This is a genomic window from Chryseobacterium binzhouense, assembly GCF_007474545.1.
Classification (GTDB): Bacteria; Bacteroidota; Bacteroidia; order Flavobacteriales; family Weeksellaceae; genus Chryseobacterium; species Chryseobacterium binzhouense.
Genome location: NZ_VKOG01000004.1, coordinates 296,528 through 314,388 on the forward strand (window position 1 = coordinate 296,528; position 17,861 = coordinate 314,388).

General features: G+C 36.3%; 14 protein-coding genes and 1 riboswitch. Of the genes, 2 read left to right on the forward strand and 12 right to left on the reverse strand.

The annotated features are described in order from the left end of the window. Window positions 1-77: 77 nt before the first annotated feature. The gene (gene folE / locus FNE73_RS12155; protein WP_143884868.1) at window positions 78-743 is read right to left on the reverse strand and encodes a GTP cyclohydrolase I FolE; all 666 of its coding nucleotides are present in this window, start codon (window positions 741-743) and stop codon (window positions 78-80) included. A gap of 95 nt (window positions 744-838) precedes the next feature. Here folE and FNE73_RS12160 point away from each other — a divergent pair, with 95 nt between their 5' ends. Further along, entirely contained in the window at window positions 839-1,993 is a 1,155-nt protein-coding gene (locus tag FNE73_RS12160; protein ID WP_143884869.1) for a hypothetical protein, read from the forward strand. Window positions 1,994-2,082: 89 nt separating this feature from the next. On the opposite strand, the gene metF is transcribed toward FNE73_RS12160, so the two are convergent. From metF to FNE73_RS12200, 8 genes are all read right to left on the reverse strand, one after another. Then, on the reverse strand, window positions 2,083-3,042 hold the full coding sequence (metF, locus tag FNE73_RS12165) for a methylenetetrahydrofolate reductase [NAD(P)H] (protein WP_143884870.1): 960 nt from the start codon (window positions 3,040-3,042) through the stop codon (window positions 2,083-2,085). Between the two features lie 30 nt (window positions 3,043-3,072). Further along, window positions 3,073-3,372, reverse strand: coding sequence for a hypothetical protein (locus FNE73_RS12170; RefSeq protein WP_143884871.1), 300 nt, complete (start codon window positions 3,370-3,372; stop codon window positions 3,073-3,075). A 183-nt stretch (window positions 3,373-3,555) separates the two neighbouring features. Further along, window positions 3,556-6,222 (reverse strand): methionine synthase, encoded by a 2,667-nt coding sequence (gene metH, locus FNE73_RS12175; protein ID WP_143884872.1) that lies wholly within the window; start codon window positions 6,220-6,222, stop codon window positions 3,556-3,558. Window positions 6,223-6,226: 4 nt separating this feature from the next. Next, entirely contained in the window at window positions 6,227-7,318 is a 1,092-nt protein-coding gene (locus FNE73_RS12180; RefSeq protein ID WP_143884873.1) for a fatty acid desaturase family protein, read from the reverse strand. 83 nt (window positions 7,319-7,401) lie between these two features. Further along, window positions 7,402-8,412, reverse strand: coding sequence for a homocysteine S-methyltransferase family protein (locus FNE73_RS12185; protein WP_143884874.1), 1,011 nt, complete (start codon window positions 8,410-8,412; stop codon window positions 7,402-7,404). 166 nt (window positions 8,413-8,578) lie between these two features. After that, window positions 8,579-9,745, reverse strand: coding sequence for an O-succinylhomoserine sulfhydrylase (locus FNE73_RS12190; protein WP_143884875.1), 1,167 nt, complete (start codon window positions 9,743-9,745; stop codon window positions 8,579-8,581). A 190-nt stretch (window positions 9,746-9,935) separates the two neighbouring features. After that, window positions 9,936-11,480 carry an ACT domain-containing protein gene (locus FNE73_RS12195; RefSeq protein ID WP_143884876.1) on the reverse strand — a complete coding sequence of 515 codons (1,545 nt, stop codon included), beginning with the start codon at window positions 11,478-11,480 and terminating at the stop codon, window positions 9,936-9,938. Then, window positions 11,473-12,420, reverse strand: coding sequence for an alpha/beta fold hydrolase (locus FNE73_RS12200; protein ID WP_143884877.1), 948 nt, complete (start codon window positions 12,418-12,420; stop codon window positions 11,473-11,475). Before FNE73_RS12200 ends, FNE73_RS12195 begins: the two co-directional genes overlap by 8 nt. Before the next feature lie 65 nt (window positions 12,421-12,485). Beyond that, a riboswitch (SAM riboswitch) is annotated at window positions 12,486-12,593 on the reverse strand. A gap of 186 nt (window positions 12,594-12,779) precedes the next feature. Between FNE73_RS12200 and FNE73_RS12205 the strand changes: the two genes are divergently transcribed. After that, window positions 12,780-15,392, forward strand: a complete 2,613-nt coding sequence (locus tag FNE73_RS12205; RefSeq protein ID WP_143884974.1) for an MGH1-like glycoside hydrolase domain-containing protein — start codon at window positions 12,780-12,782, stop codon at window positions 15,390-15,392. 79 nt (window positions 15,393-15,471) lie between these two features. On the opposite strand, the gene FNE73_RS12210 is transcribed toward FNE73_RS12205, so the two are convergent. From FNE73_RS12210 to FNE73_RS12220, 3 genes are read right to left on the reverse strand one after another with little or no spacing between them, the layout of a single operon-like run. Then, the gene (locus tag FNE73_RS12210) at window positions 15,472-15,897 is read right to left on the reverse strand and encodes an OsmC family protein (protein ID WP_143884878.1); all 426 of its coding nucleotides are present in this window, start codon (window positions 15,895-15,897) and stop codon (window positions 15,472-15,474) included. 53 nt (window positions 15,898-15,950) lie between these two features. After that, window positions 15,951-16,508 carry a YdcF family protein gene (locus tag FNE73_RS12215; protein ID WP_185147341.1) on the reverse strand — a complete coding sequence of 186 codons (558 nt, stop codon included), beginning with the start codon at window positions 16,506-16,508 and terminating at the stop codon, window positions 15,951-15,953. Between the two features lie 17 nt (window positions 16,509-16,525). Continuing rightward, window positions 16,526-17,848 carry a DUF58 domain-containing protein gene (locus FNE73_RS12220; RefSeq protein WP_143884880.1) on the reverse strand — a complete coding sequence of 441 codons (1,323 nt, stop codon included), beginning with the start codon at window positions 17,846-17,848 and terminating at the stop codon, window positions 16,526-16,528. Window positions 17,849-17,861: the final 13 nt, after the last annotated feature.

Consider the following 17,861-nt stretch of genomic DNA (forward strand, 5'->3'; position numbering starts at 1 on the left):
TAATTTCTTTTACAAAAAAATCAAATATAGGGTTATTGACTTATTGTAAAGATAAATTTCAAAATTTGGCATAGCAATTAATCCAATTTCGCATGACTTCCCACATAATGCAGAAACTCCTGTCTTGTGATAGGATTAGTCCTGAAAATACCGCTTAATTCTGCTGTGATCGTAGAACTTGCGGTATCTTTTATTCCCCTGCAATTAACACAAAGGTGTTTTGCATCAATGATACAGGCAACGTCTTTCGTTCCTAAAGCTTCTTTTAAAGCATTCACAATCTGCATCGTCAGTCTTTCCTGAACCTGTGGTCTTTTTGCGTAGTAATCCACAATCCTATTGATTTTCGAAAGACCGATTACTTCACCGTTCGAAATGTAAGCAACATGCGCCCTTCCGATGATCGGCAAGAAATGATGCTCACAAAATGAATATACAGTGATATCTTTTTCCACCAACATCTGGCGGTATTTATATTTATTTGAAAACGTGGAAATTCCCGGTTTGTTTTCAGGAAGAAGTCCCCCGAAAATTTCATTTACATACATCTTGGCAACACGTCTCGGAGAATCTTTTAAGGAGTCATCGGTCATGTCTAAGCCAAGGGTTTCCATAATCTCTCCAAAAAGTTCGGTAATTTTTTCTATTTTTTCTTCCGGCGATTTCTCAAAAGCATTTTCACGAATCGGCGTATGCTCTTTTCCTGTGAAAATATCATCATCGTTGTCGGTAAAATCAACCATTTTTATTTAATTTGCACAAAAATACGGATTATATCTTTTTAAATAATTTCAATTTAGACGAAAATATCATCTTTTAACCTATCACAAAACAAAATATGATCACTGTTGAAAAAGTACATACTGAAAGTCAAAAGAAAGAATTTCTGGAATTTCCCGTTAGGCTTTATCAGCATAATGATCATTATATAAGACCTTTGGATCAAGATCTTGAATCTATTTTCAGTCCCGAAAAAAATAAATTTTACAAAGATGGTGAATGCGAAAGATTTCTTTTTAAAAATGCTAAGAATGAAACTGTAGGAAAAGTTGCCGTTTTCATCAACAAAACTTATCAGCAACAACAGCCCACCGGAGGAATCGGTTTTTTCGATTGTATCAATGATCAGGAAACAGCAAATTTCATTTTTGATCATTGCAAAAACTGGCTTCAGGAAAGAGGCATGGAAGCGATGGACGGACCAATAAATTTCGGGGAACGCGATAAATTCTGGGGATTGGTTATTGAAGGTTTTCTTGAGCCTTTGTACGGAATGAATTACAATTTCCCTTATTACAAGGATCTTTTTGAAAATTATGGTTTTAAAATTTATTTTGAACAGCTATGTTTTTCAAGACCTATTTTCTCTGAAGTTTCGAGGCTTTTTACATTAATGCACGCCAAACACAGTAAAAATCCTGATCTTTCTGCAAAACCCATGACGAAAAACAATCTGGAGAAATTTGCCAAAGATTTTACCGAAATTTATAACAAAGCATGGGCTGCTCACGGAGAAGGAAAATGTATGCAGGAATCTAAAGTGCTGAAAATGTTCAAAACGATGAAACCCATCATTAATGAACATATTTCATGGTTTGTCTATGAAAACGAAAAACCGATTGCCATGTGGATGAATCTACCCGACACCAATCAATGGTTTAAATATCTGAATGGAAAATTCGGACTTTTGGAAAAACTAAAATTTCTTTGGATAAAAAAATTCAAAAAGAACGAAAAAATGGTCGGTCTGGTGTTCGGTGTCGTTCCGGAATGGCAAAGAAAAGGTATTGAAGGCTACATGATCTGGGAGGGAACACAACATTTGAGAAAACATACTGATTTTAAAGTGACAGAAATGCAGTGGATCGGGGATTTTAATCCCAAAATGATTAAAATTGCGGAAAATCTTGATACCACAGTCACGCGAAAACTAGCAACGTACCGTTATCTTTTTGACAGGAATAAGGAGTTTGAAAGACATCCCATTTTATGATTTATATGGTTTCGGCGGCTTCGCCGCCGAAACCATATAAAAAAGTTCTGCATTTCTGCAGAACTTTAAAATATTCATTTTTCACTTTATTAGAATAGCGCTCCGGCTACCTTTTTTATATTGTCGCTCTTCCCCATCGAATAGAAATGCAGAACCGGAACTCCGAATTCCAGCAATTCTCTGCATTGCGTAATTGCCCATTCGATTCCGATTTGTTTTACGGCTTCATTATTTTTGGCATTTTCCACTTCATTAATCAGTTCTTCCGGAAGATCAATTTTAAAAATCTGCGGTAAAACCTTTAAATGCTTTTTCGTAGCAATCGGTTTAATTCCCGGAATAATAGGAACGGTAATTCCCATTTCACGGGCTTTTTTCACAAATTCGATAAATTTTTTATTATCAAAAAACATTTGGGTCACGATATAGTCTGCTCCTGCATCAACTTTTTGCTTCAGCCATTTCAGATCATAATTCATTGAAGGTGCTTCCATGTGCTTTTCGGGATAACCGGCAACGCCGATGCAGAATTTGTTATGTTCATCACAAATTTCATCCTGATTATGGAGATATTTTCCTCTTCCCAGATCATTAATCTGGTGAACCAATTCCATTGCACTTCCGTGACCTCCCTGAGTCGGCTCAAAATACTGATGTCCTTTCATCGCATCGCCTCTGAGAGCCATCACATTATCAATTCCAAGATACATACAGTCTACCAGAAGATATTCTGTTTCCTCTTTGGTAAAACCTCCGCAAAGCAAATGTGGAACGGTATCTACATTATATTTATGCTGAATTGCCGCACAAATTCCCAACGTTCCGGGACGCATTCTTGTAATTCTGCGTTCCATTAATCCGTTTCCTTTGTCGATATAAATATATTCTTCTCTGGAAGTGGTAACGTCGATGAACGGCGGTTTAAATTCCATTAAAGGATCAATATTTTTATAAAGATCTTCAATCCCAATTCCTTTTTGGGGCGGAACAACTTCAAGAGAAAATAACGTTTTTCCGTTTGCGTTTTTTATATGGTCTGTGATTTTCATTATTTATCGTTAGCGTAATTTGTATAGTTTTTAATTTTTATAAATCCAGTCTGTAATTAAAATATTGGATTCTCCACAGTTAGAATATGAATCTAAAGCAAATGAAACTTTAAAACGGTATTTTCTGTTGTTAAAAGCTTCAAAGAAATTGCCGTTTTGAAGGACAGCAAAATCAGACTTCATATTTACTTCGTAAACATATTTTTTATTGGGTTTAAGCTTAATATCCTTATCCTTATAAGTAAAACAATCAATATCTTTTTTTGCAAGATTCATCTTTTCGAAAGACTGATTTTCTTCATTATACAACTCTAAATTTTCCAATCTCATATTGCAGAAATTGATTTCCTTTCGAATTTTAAATATTTTATAATCCGTATTCTTAATTGTCAGCTTAAATTTCCCTGTTTCGTTTAAATTTTCTGAATGAATCAATATCTGATAGCTACACTTTTGAGAAAATGCGGACCAGCTTATCATTACAAAGAAAAATGAAAAAAGTTTTTTCATAATTTAAATTTCATTTGCCAAATTAGGATTCAGCCATTTTCTAGCTTCCTGCAAAGCAATTCCTTTTCTTACCGAATAATCTTTCAACTGATCTTCAGCAATTTTTCCCAGTCCAAAATATTTGGCGTGCGGACTTCCGAAATAATATCCCGAAACCGAAGCAGTCGGAAACATCGCTAAACTTTCAGTAAGATAAACACCGATATTTTCTTCCACTTTCAGTAAATCCCAGATCGCGTGTTTTTCCAAGTGATCAGGACACGCAGGATAACCAGGAGCAGGACGAATTCCCTTATACTTTTCAGCAATCAATTCTTCATTGGTTAAATTTTCCTGATTGGCGTACCTCCAATATTCCGTTCTTACTTTTTTATGTAAAAATTCCGCGTAGGCTTCTGCGAAACGGTCTGCCAAAGCTTTTACCATGATCGCGTTGTAGTCGTCATTCGCTTTTTCGTATTCCTGCGCCAATTCATCGGTTCCGAAACCGGTTGTTACACAGAAAGCTCCCATATAATCGGTTTTTCCTGAACTTTCAGGGGCAATAAAATCACTCAACGCCAGATAATCTTTCCCTTTGGAACGCTGAGCCTGCTGTCTTAAAGTAATGAACTTCGTTTTTTGTTCGTTATTTTCATCAAAAATTAAAATATCGTCCGTTTCCGTAGAATTGGCTTTAAAAATTCCGAATACTGCTTTTGCCGTTAATAATTTTTCGTCTAAAATCCTCTTCAAAATAATCTGCGCATCTTTTAATAGTTCTCTTGCCTGAGCTCCTACAACCTCATCTTCTAAAATTTGCGGATATTTGCCATGAAGATCCCAGCTTCTGAAAAACGGCGACCAGTCGATGAAAGGTAATAATTCTCTCAGATCCTGATTTTCAACAACGGTAATTCCTAACTGATTGGGTGTAAAAATTTCTTCATTTTCCCAATCGATTTTAAATTTATTCTGCCTGGCTTCTTCAATAGAAACGTAGTCTTTTTCTACCTGTCTGTTCAGGAACTTTTCACGGAATTCGGAATATTCACTTTTCAGATCATCAACGTATTCCTTATTTCTGTCGCCCAGTAATGAACTTACCACATTGACCGCTCTGGAAGCATCATTGACGTGAACTACGGCATTTTTATATTTTAAATCAATTTTTACGGCTGTATGTGCTTTTGAAGTTGTTGCACCACCAATTAGTAAAGGGAAATTTAAATTCTGTCTTTCCAGTTCCTGCGCAATGTACACCATTTCATCCAGACTTGGTGTAATTAATCCGCTAAGTCCGATCACATCAACCTGATGATCAATTGCAGCCTGAATAATTTTTTCAGCCGGAACCATTACGCCAAGATCTACAATTTCGTAATTGTTACAGCCTAAAACGACGCTTACAATATTTTTACCGATGTCATGAACGTCTCCTTTTACCGTTGCCATAAGGATTTTTCCGTTGGCTGGTTTTGTTCCGTCTTTTTCTGCTTCGATGAATGGCTGTAAGTAAGCCACCGCTTTTTTCATCACCCTTGCAGATTTTACAACCTGCGGTAAGAACATCTTTCCGCTTCCGAATAAATCTCCGACAACGCCCATTCCGGTCATTAAATTGATTTCAATCACGTGAAGGGGTTTTTCTGCCTGTAATCTTGCTTCTTCCACATCTTCTTCAATAAAACGGTCGATTCCTTTTACTAAAGAATGCGTAATCCTTTCCTGTAAAGGTTTTGTACGCCACTCAAGTTCTTCAACTTTCTCTTTTTTGACTGATTTATGTTTTTCAGAATAATCTAAAAGTCTTTCTGTTGCATCATCTCTTTTATCGAGAATCACGTCTTCAACGAGTTCCAGAAGTTCTTTATTAATTTCATCATAAACCTCCAACATGGCAGGATTTACAATTCCCATGTTCATCCCTGCCTGAATCGCGTGATAGAGGAAAACCGAGTGCATTGCTTCTCTTACCGTATCATTTCCACGGAACGAGAACGAAACATTGGAAACTCCTCCACTTACGGATGCATACGGAAGATTCTGGCGAACCCATCTTGTTGCTTCAATAAAATCGATGGCGTTTCTGCGGTGTTCATCCATTCCCGTTGCCACAGGGAAAATATTTAAGTCGAAAATAATATCTTCAGCAGGGAAATTTAAACGATTCACTAAAATATCATAGGAACGTTTTGATATTTCGATTCTGCGTTCGTAGGTATCGGCTTGTCCCACCTCATCAAAAGCCATGACAATCACAGCAGCACCGTATCTTTTGATGGCTTTTGCCTGTTTGATGAATTCTTCTTCACCTCCTTTTAAGCTGATGGAATTGACCACACATTTTCCCTGTGCAACCTGCAATCCGGCTTCCAGAATTTCCCATTTCGAAGAGTCGATCATCAGAGGAATTCTTGCGATGTCCGGTTCTGAGGCAATAAGGTTTAAAAATTTAATCATGGAAGCTTTTCCATCGATCAGTCCATCATCAAAATTGACATCAAGAATCTGTGCACCGCCTTCAACCTGATGACGTGCAATATTGAGCGCTTCCCCGAATTTTTCTTCTTTTATTAATCTTAAAAATTTCTTTGAACCGGCAACATTGGTTCTTTCACCAACGTTGATAAAGTTGCTTTCCGGTGTTATAATTAAAGGCTCAAGCCCTGATAATCTTAAATATTTCATCAATTTATTCTTCTAAAATAAAATATGCATTATTCGCATTTTGCTTCAGCAAATCCACATGTTTGCCCAAAGCGGTAAAAATCGGAAACCGTTTATAGCCGAGATTATATTCTTTGGCAAACTGCTCGATTTCTTCTGTAATTTCATTATAATAGGCATAACTGTAATTCGGAAAAAGATGGTGGGCAACGTGAAAGTTGAAATTTCCCAATACATTTCTTACAAACCAGTTATTTTCTTTTAAATCGTTGGTGACTTCAAACTGATGGTGAAGCCAGCTAAAAGGAAGTCCGTTTTTCTCATCAAGTTTCGGAAAGGCATTATCGGGAAGCGGGTGCAAAGGCAACAGGACAAAAAGCGCAAAAATACTCGCCGCAATAACCTGTAAAAACCACGCTCCCAAAGCCAAACCTAAAGACACTTTAAAAAACAGAACAGGAACTGCAATCTGATAGAAAAAGTAAAACAGTTTATACGTCACCATTTTAATTTTTTCTTTTACCGGAATCGCTCCCTGCGTTTTCAGAATCACTCTTTCGTTATCAAAAAAATCTCTGAAATCACGGATAAACATCCAGTTGAACAGATATAAAGGATAGACCAGAAAGAAAAAAAAATGCTGATATTTCTGAATGCCTTTCGCTTTGATCCACGGAACGATTAAAAGCAATCCGCTCTGCTCAATGTCTGTGTCCCAACCGTCCACATTCGGATATGCGTGATGTGCTGCAATATGTCTTTTTTTCCATATGTAGGAATTCGCTCCCACAAAATCGAAAATCTGTAAAACCAGGCTGTTCAGTCTTTTACTTTTAAAAATATTATTGTGAGCCGCTTCGTGAATTAAATTCAGATAAATTAAAACAAGAGAAAGTCCCATTAAAATAAAACTCAAAATGTAAACAGAAGGCTGGTCTGCATTTAAAAGTGCAAAGACATATAAACCAAAATAGACCAAAGGCAGAATAACTGCTTTGATCTGAATATAAATATCCCTGTTTTCAGGAATGGATTCTACTCTTTGGTTCACTTTTTTTCTGAGTTCATTAAATAATCTGGCATCTTCCGGATCTTTAAAGTAAATAGGTTTTTCCATTATATTTAATTTTGTGTGATAATTAAAGATAATATTAAAAACTGTTCCTTTTTCTTATGATTTAATTAAAAAATTCTATTATTTCAGACAAATTCCTTCAATTTTCTTGGCGGATATTGCGAAACCAGATCTGCAATTGCCTTGATATGATCCGGTGTTGTTCCGCAGCAACCTCCAATGATGTTGATTAATCCTTTTTCTACATATTCTTTGATCTGACTAGCCATATCTTCCGGTGTCTCATCATACTTCCCGAAAGCGTTCGGTAAACCCGCATTCGGATAAGCTGAAACAGCAAATTCTGAATTATGAGCCAGTGTTTCCAGATAAGGCGTTAATTGATTTGCTCCTAAAGCGCAGTTAAAACCTACACTTAAAAGATTTAAATGGGAAACTGAGATCAAAAACGCTTCCGCAGTCTGTCCGCTCAATGTTCTTCCCGAAGCATCGGTAATGGTCCCTGAAACCATGATTGGAATCTTGATATTTCTTTCGTCCTGAAGTTCGTCGATAGCGAAAAGGGCTGCTTTTGCATTCAATGTATCGAAAATGGTTTCTACCAAAAGAATGTCTGATCCTCCGTCTAGTAAGGCTTCGCACTGTTGTTTGTAAGCGATTCTCAGTTCATCAAAAGTAATGGCTCTGTAGCCGGGATCATTCACATCGGGGCTTAAACTTGCGGTTCTGTTGGTTGGACCGATAGAACCTGCTACAAATCTTGGTTTATCCGGATTTTTCGCAGTGTACTCGTCGCAGGCTTTTCTTGCAATTTTTGCAGAATCGTAATTCAGTTCGTAAACCAAATCTTCCATGTGATAATCTGCCATGGCAATGGTTGTTCCTGAAAATGTATTGGTCTCAATAATATCTGCTCCTGCTTCAAGGTATTTTTTGTGAACTTCTTCTATTGCTTGAGGCTGCGTTAAGGACAACAAATCATTGTTCCCTTTTACCGGATGTTCCCAATCTTTAAATCTTTCTCCACGATAGTCTTCTTCTTCGAATTTATAGCGCTGAAGCATGGTTCCCATCGCTCCGTCGAGAATTAAAATTCTTTCGGATAATGCTTTGTATAGTTGTTCTGAATTTTTCATTTATTATATTTTTTCCATAGGCTGCACTACGGTTATTATTGTTGAACCTTTCGGGTTTTATAATGCTGAATCTTTCACAGCCCGACTTGAGCGGAGCTCTTTTTGCCGCAGCGAAGCGGAGGCAAAAAAGCGGGAGCGGAAGGCGGATAAAGCTGCCCAAAGCAAATTAATCCAATGCCTGTTTCAAATCTGCAATGATATCTTCCACATTTTCCAGACCTACCGAACAACGAACCAAACCTGCAGTAATTCCGACTTCGTTTCTTTCTTCATCGGATAATTTGGAGTGCGTTGTAGAAGCGGGATGCGTTACAATAGTTCTCGTATCGCCTAAGTTTGCAGAAAGGGAACACATTTTAATTTTATCTAAAAAGTTTCTTCCGCCTTCAATGCCTCCCTTGATTTCGAAGGCAACGATGTTTCCTCCTAATTTCATCTGCTTTTTCGCAATTTCATAGCTTGGATGAGATGGCAAGAAAGGATATTTTACCAGTTCTACATTTGGATGACTTTCTAAAAACTCAGCGACTTTTAAAGCGTTTTCACAATGTTTTTCTACACGAATTGCCAATGTTTCCAGACTTTTAGACAAAACCCAGGCGTTGAAAGGTGACATTGCAGGTCCTGTATTTCTGGCGAAAAGATAAATTTCACGAATTAAATCTTCTCTTCCGACTGCAACTCCGCCTAAAACACGACCTTGTCCGTCAATTAACTTGGTTGCGGAATGCACCACGATGTCTGCTCCGTATTTTATCGGCTGTTGCAGATAAGGTGTTGCAAAGCAGTTATCCACAATGAAAATTAAATTGTGCTTCTTTGCAATCTGTCCGAAAAATTCTAAATCCAACACTTCAATCGCAGGATTGGTAGGTGTTTCCAGATAAAGAATTTTTGTGTTTGGCTGAATATATTGTTCAACATTTTCTGCATCTTCTGCTTTGAAATAGGTTGTTTCAATATTCCATTTCGGGAAATATTTTGTGAACAAAGTATGCGTAGAACCGAAAACAGACTGACAGCTTACAATATGATCTCCTGCATTTAGCAAAGTCGCAAATGTGGAGTAAATCGCTGCCATTCCAGTTGCAAAAGCATATCCTGCTTCTGCACCTTCCATTTTGGCAATTTTCTCGGTAAATTCGGTTACGTTCGGATTGGAAAAACGGCTGTATAAATTTTTTGGTTTTTCTTCCGCAAAGCTCGCTCTCATGTCTTCCGCATCCTGAAAAATAAAGCTGGATGTGAGATACAAAGGTGTTGAATGCTCATCAAACGGGGTTCTTTCAGTCTGGGTTCTTATGGCAAAGGTTTCAAAATTTTCGTTTTCCATATAGTTTAAAATGTAACAATGTATCAGTTTAGCAATGTACCAATGAGATGCTTCGACAAGCTCAGCATGATAATTGTAATGAATATTGGTAACTGCTACATTATTAAATTGTTATATTAATATTATTATTTCGTACCATAGGTTTTACCTACGGCTATTAATATTGAACCCTTCGGGTTCACAGGTTCTTTTATTTTGTTTCACTTACTCTTAGAATGTCTCCGAAAACGCCTCTTGCTGTGACAATTGCTCCGGCTCCGGCTCCCATGATAACGATTGGGTTTTCGCCGTAACTTTCGGTGTAGATTTCGAAGATTGAATCTGATCCATTTAATTGTCCTAATGCGGAAGTTGCCGGAACGGAAATTAATTTCACATCAAGTTCCCCTTTTTCTTTCTGTAAATCTCCGTGAAGATCTCCTACATATCTTAACACGTATCCTTCCTGCTGATTTTCTTTGATTTTCTGATATTCAGCATCTAATTCGTCCAGTCTTAAAAGAAATTCTGATTTGGAAACAGAAAGCAGATTTTCAGGAACCAGATTCTGAATGTTGATGTCTTCAAATTCATTAATTAAATCTAATTCTCTCGCCAAAATCAGTAATTTTCTTGCCACGTCGTTTCCTGACAGATCTTCTCTCGGATCGGGTTCGGTATATCCTTTTTCCAACGCTTCATTGATGATGGTGGAAAACTTATCGTCTCTTAAAGAAAAATTATTGAAAACATAGCTTAATGTTCCCGAGAAAACGCCTTTAATTCTGGTAATATTTTCTCCTGAAAGATGTAGAAGTTTAATGGTGTCGATCAATGGTAAACCTGCTCCCACATTGGTTTCGTAGAGATAGCGTCTGTTGTTTTTGTTCAACGTATATCTTAGTTGACGGTATTCTGAAATCGGAAGAGTATTGAAAATTTTATTGGAAGAAACCAGATCGAAACCGTTTTCCGCCAATGTATGATAATTTTTTACAAAATCTTTACTTGCCGTATTATCCACAACGATTAGATTTTCCAATTGATTTTCTTTGGAGAATTTAATCAGCTCCTGAACATCAGAAGGATTTTCTGCCGTTAAAACCTCGTCATTCCAGTTGTTGTCGAAACCTTTTTTGTTAAAAGCTATTTTTCTGGAATTGGCAACTGCAACTACTTTAAGATCTATTTTTTTGCGTTTTTTAATTTCTTCTGAAGATTCCAGAACCTGCTCTATTAAAGTTTTTCCGACGTTTCCGTGACCAATAATTGCAAGATGAACGGTTTTCGGTTTTTTGGAAATTTCAGATTCGATGATATTTTTTGCTTTTTCGTCCTGTGAAGATGTCACAACGATATTTACCCGTTTTTCGGCTGCAATCTGGTTTAAAAGCAATGGGAAAACATTATTTCTTGCGAGTTCCGCCAATACTTTGTTGAAGTCTTCTGCAACAAATCCTATAACTGAGACATTATTGATGCTGTAAATCTGGGAAACCTTTCCGGATTTTCTTTCCGCTTCAAATTCATCAATAAGGCAATTCACCGCTTTTTCGGAATCGTTTTCATGAACTAAAATGGAGATTCCGTTTTCAATTGCCTGCTGGGAAATTACTCCCACACTGATTCGCGCTAAAGTAAGCGCTTTGAAAATTCGTCCGTCAATCCCGATTTCCCCTAAGAAATCCTCACCTTCAAATTTGATGATGGATCTGTTTTTTAAGAATTTTATTTCGTTAGCATTACTCTTACTCATTGTACAAAATATTTTTAATGATCGTATTTAATTGTTTATATTCCATTAAGAAGGCATCGTGCCCGTGAATTGAGGTGATCTCGTGATAAAAAACATTCTCCTTTTTCTCTTTCAGCTTTTTAAAACACATTCTGATTTCAGAGGCGGGGAAAAATAAATCGGTATCAACAGAGATCATGTGCATTCGTGCCTGAATTTTTTCCAATTGATTTTCATTAACATTGATATTCATCAGCAAATGATTCATCAGCTTGTAAGCCTTTAAACTAAATCTTTCGGCTAAGACATTTCCGTGATAAACGAGCCAGTCTTCTGATTCTAACTTCTGCTTTTCCTGATTGTATTTATTTTGAAATCTGTCATTCAAAGATTGCGGCGTTCTGTAACACAACATCGCATGGATCCTCGCTTTTTGAAGAGGCTCGTCATTCTGATTCAATAAAAATTTCTGAACCAGACATTGTGCATGAAGCCAGTCGTGAGTTTTGAAATCGCAGGCAACAGGAATGAAAATTTCAGCAAGAGCCGGATTTTTAACCAGCATTTCCCAACCGATTCCTCCTCCCAGAGAACCTCCGATAATGGCGTGTAAACTTTTAATATTCAACATTTCAAGACCTTTCAAAAAGATATTCGCAATATCCGAAGGCGTGAAATCTTCATATTCGTCAATAAAAAAATCATCAAATCCGTTTCCGGGAATATTGAAGCACAGAATTGTATATTGGTCGGTATCGATTACCTGATGTTCTCCAACCAGTTGTTTCCACCATCCTTTTTCTCCGGAAACATTGGAATTTCCGGTTAAAGCATGATTCACTAAAATGATCGGGGCAGAAAACAGGTCTTTTCCGAAAAGCTGGTAGCTTAACGGAATGTGATATTCCTTACCGGAATTGGTTTTATACGAAAAATTAATATAGTTTAGTTCTGTTTTCAATTCTATTATACTTTTTGATAATACAATTTGAAAATGCCATAAGAAATGGCTGAAAGAACTTCAGTAAGTTATCTGTCCAAAATAATTCTGGTAGAACGTAGCACCTTCATTGCCTGCGCAAAGGGTTGCTAAGGTTTCACAGGGTCTAATCCCTCAACCTTTCTTGATAACATTTTCAATATGTGAATGATCGAATGGTACAAATATAAAACTTTTCTTTTAAATATTTATAAAAATTTAATTTAACCTCTCAAAACCCCATAAACAAAGGCGTTTCGGGGAAATATTAAATTTAATTAAAATTTATTAAGTTGGAGTTTTTTCTTAAAAAAACTAACTTCGTGAGTAAATGCGATAAAATGATTGCTGAAAAACATAGATTACAAGATACAGAATGGAAAAACTGGGGTCCTTACGTGAGCAACAGACAGTGGGGAAATGTACGTGAAGATTATAGCCCCAACGGGAATGCATGGCATTTTGCCAACCATAATATTGCAGAAAGCCATACCTACAGATGGGGAGAAGAAGGAATTGCGGGAATCTCAGATACCAAACAGCTTTTTTGTTTTGCTCTTTCGTTTTGGAATAAAAAAGATCAAAGAATAAAAGAACGTCTTTTCGGATTGAGCAATCCGCAGGGAAACCATGGTGAAGACATTAAAGAAATTTTTTACTATCTGGATAATACGCCTACTCACAGTTATATGAAGATGGTGTATAAATATCCGATTAATGAATTTCCTTATGACGATATTGTAGCTGAAAATGCGAGACGCTCTAAAAAAGAACCTGAGTATGAATTATTCGATACCGGAATTTTTGATAACGACGAATATTTTGATATTTTCATAGAATATTGTAAATCTGACGCAAATGATATTCTGATAAGGGTTACGGTATGTAACCGAAGTGACAAATCTGCTCCGATTGTCGTTCTACCAACTACATGGTACAGAAACAACTGGAAGTGGGGATATAATGAATATAAAGGTCAGGTAGAAGCCGGAAAAGAAGGCTGTATTAATGTTTTACACGAAAGTATTCCTATCAAAAAGTTTTATTCTAAAAACAAGAACGCTGAAAGGGTTTTCTGTGAAAATGAAACAAATCATCCTAAATTACACGGTACTCCTGCTGTAGAAAACACTTATTATAAGGACGGGATAAATGATTATATTATTCATCATAAAAAAACTATTAATCCCGAACAAAAAGGCACAAAAGCAGCATTCGTTATTGAAGAGACTATTGGAGCAAAAGATTCAAAAATTTTTGAATTTCGTCTGTCTCCTTATGATATGGAAGATGCGTTTTACCAGTTTGATGAAATTTTTGATGCCCGAATTAAAGAAGCTGATGAATTTTACCAAGAAATACAGCATGATATTTATGATGAAGACGAAAAAAATGTACAAAGACAAGCATTTGCCGGACTTCTATGGAATAAACAATTCTATCATTATAATGTTGGAAAATGGCTGAAAGGCGATCCTAATCATGAGGCTCCGAGAGATTTTGACAATTATGTCAGAAACACAGAATGGGAACATCTCCACAATAAAGATATTATCTCCATGCCCGACAAATGGGAATATCCTTGGTATGCGACATGGGATCTGGCGTTTCACTGCGTTCCTTTTGCCATAATTGATGCTGAGTTTGCGAAAAACCAGTTGCTTTTACTTACAAAAGAATGGTATATGCACCCTAACGGACAGATGCCTGCTTACGAATGGAATTTAAGCGATGTAAATCCACCAGTTCATGCATGGTCTTGCTTCAGGGTTTTTAAAATTGATGAAAAAATGAACGGCAAACCCGATTTGCTTTTCCTGGAGAAAGTTTTCCAAAAATTATTGCTGAATTTCACATGGTGGGTAAACAGAAAAGATAAAAACGGTAAAAATATTTTTGGCGGCGGATTTTTAGGTCTGGATAATATCGGTGCATTTGACCGGAATATGGAGCTTAAAGATGGTGAACATCTGGAGCAGGCAGACGGAACGAGCTGGATGGCAATGTATGCTCTTAATATGATGAGAATGGCAATGGAACTCGCACAATATTATCAGGTGTATGAAGATATGGCTATCAAATTTTTTGAACACTATCTCTACATTGCAGAAGCCATGGAAAATCTTGGTGACGGAAAAGAAGGACTCTGGAACGAGGAAGACGGATTTTTCTATGATGTACTCCAACTCGCAAACGGAGAAAGTGTTTCGTTGAGACTGAGAAGTATTGTCGGTTTAATCCCAATGTTTGCTGTTGAAATCATAGACCATCATCTTTTAGATAAAATGCCGAACTTCCGCGAAAGAATGGATTGGGTTCTAAAAAACAAACCAGATCTCACCAAACTTGTTTCACACTGGGAAGAAGAAGGCACCGGGAGAAAACATCTGATGAGCATTCTCCGAAAAACAAGATTGACCAAGGTACTCAACCGTATGCTTGACGAAAAAGAATTTCTGAGTTCATACGGCATTCGTGCCATGTCTAAGATTTACGAAAAAGATCCTTTTGTTTTTACGGTTCATGGTAATAAAAATGTTGTTTACTATACTCCTGCAGAAAGTGACAGCAGAATGTTTGGCGGAAACAGCAACTGGAGAGGTCCGATATGGTTTCCTATCAACTTTCTGATTGTGGAAAGCCTGCAAAGATTCCATTTTTATTATGGAGACAGCTTAAAAGTTGAATTTCCGACAGGAAGTGGAGAAAAAAAGAGTTTGGATGAAGTCGCTCAAAATATCAGTGGAAGACTCTGCTCTATATTTTTGAAAGATGAAAGCGGACAGCGTGCTTTTAACGGAGGTAATTACAAATTAAATTATGATCCTCATTTTAAGGATTATATTACTTTCTATGAATATTTTCATGGAGATAACGGGCGTGGTGTCGGAGCTTCACATCAGACAGGATGGACTGCTACTGTTGCCAAACTATTAAAACCCCGACTCTCTTAATTGAGATTATAACTTTGGAGAATCATAGAGTTTGAGAGTTGAAAATATTTCTTCTCTCAAACTCTGTTACTCTCCCACTTTATTGCTCTATTTTTTCACCGTTTACAAAAACTTCGTAGCCGATTTCCACATTCGGCTCTAAAGTTTTAGATACCGAACAGTATTTTTCGAAAGATAATTCTGAAGCTTTCAAAGCTTTTTTAGGATCTACATTTCCTTCGATAAAAAATTTTACCATTATTGACTTAAATGGTTTTGCTTCATCTACAGGAACTCTTTCACCTTCAACTTCTGCTTTAAAACCGGTAATTTCCTGTCTTTGTTTGTTTAAAATGGAAACCACATCAATCCCGCTGCATCCTGCAACAGCCATCAAAACACTTTCCATTGGGGAAACACCTTTTGCTCCGGGTTGTGTTGTATTGTCCAGTAAAATTGAATTCCCCTGAGCGTTGGTACATTCAAATAAAAAATCATCGTTGAGACGGTTTAAGGTAATTTTCATTTTGCTTATTGCTTTATACAAAATTACAAAATGAATTCAGCAATTTGAATAAATTAGAAAATCTCTTTATAAAACGCTACAAATTCACGAAAGACAGAATAAAAATCTCTTATTTCAAAATAAACAGGACTAGAACTTTCAATATTTTTAAATCCTTCTTTTCTAAACAAAATTTTGGTTCTGGTTTGATGAAAATATTGTGAAACTATGATGGCACTTTTAAAATTTAGACTATCCATTATTTTGATGGAATTTTTTACGGTCTGTTGGGTATCGTTTCCAAAATTATCAACAACAATGTTATTTGCCGGAATTTTATTATGGATAAGATATTCTTTCATTTTATCGCCTTCCCAAAAACCTTCATCTCCCAAACCTCCGCTTACAATAATTGTCTTCACTCTGTTTTGTCTGAATAAATCAATGCTTTTATCAAGGCGTGCTTTCAGTCTATCGGAGGGAGTTCCGTCTTCATTAATTTTGTTACCTAAAACTATTGCCGAATCTGCTTTTCTGTTTTTATCATATAATCCATCAAAAATAATATAGGAAGAATGAATTAAAAACCAAGCAGCAAAAACTCGAAAAAAGGTTTTCAAATATTTTTTCATAGGTTGCCGATAAAACATTACAAAATCCCTCTTGCTTTGATCTCCAGATATTTATTAATTACCTCAACATTGAGGTTTTCCGGAAGTGTGTAAACTGAATAAATTCCATATTTCCTCAATTCCTGAATGATTAGTTTCTTTTCAAATTCAAATTTCTCGGCAATGATTTCATCATAAATTTCCTGCATCGTTTCAGGATTGGAATGAATGATCTTCTGAACTTCTGTATTTTTAAAGAAAACTACAACCAACAAATGATTTTTGGCAATGCCGCGAAGGTATTTCATCTGCCGGCTCAATCCGTCTAAAGTTTCAAAATTGGTAAAAAGAAGAACCAGGCTGCGTTGATTAAGAGAGTATTTAATATCCTGATATAATCGGTTGAAATCACTTTCAAAGAAATCAGTTTTGATGTTATATAAAGCTTCCGAAATTTTTCTCAACTGTCCGGATTTATTATCTGCAGCTACTTTATTTTCAGCTTTTTTAGAAAAAGTCATCATTCCTGCCCGATCGCCTTTTTTCAGAATGATATGGGATAAAGCCATCGTCGCGTTAATAGAATAATCCAAAAGACTCAGACCATTAAAAGGCATTTTCATTGTTCTTCCTTTATCAATCAGCATAAAAATACGCTGTGATTTTTCATCCTGAAACTGATTCACCATCAAACGATTGGTTTTTGAAGTCGCCTTCCAGTTGATTGTTCGAACATCATCTCCGGGAACATATTCTTTAATCTGCTCGAATTCCATTGTATGTCCCAATTTTCGGATTTTTTTTATTCCGCCTAAAAGAAATTCGTTCTGCAATGCCATCAGTTCGTATTTTCTAAGATGGATAAAGGATGGATAACACGCCAATGAAGCATCTTTCTGAAAAATAAAACGTTTCGAGATAAAACCCACCGGCGATGAAGTATAGACATTTAATGCCCCGAAATTATATTCACCTCTATCTTTTGGCTCCAGAGAATACTGAAAAAAAACATTTTTACCCGGCTGAATTTCTTTTACAATTAAAAAATCTCTTTTCTGAAACTGAAATGGAATTTCATCAATTACTTTGACATTAATCTTGAATATGTAATTATTTTTAATATCAATTTTAATAAAATTTTCATCGCCATTCGACAGTTTTTCAGGTAAAATTCTCTGGGCTAAAACTGCATCTTTTGGCCTGAAAACAAGCAAATAATCTACAAACGCAACAAAAAATACCAGCAATAAAGCCGAATGACCCAAAATCATAAAAAACGAAAAAAAGAATGCTAAAATATAGAGCATTCCTACACCGATGAGTGCGAAGAAAAAGCGTGTATTGATGTATAGTTTTTTCAAGATTGTAGGTTTT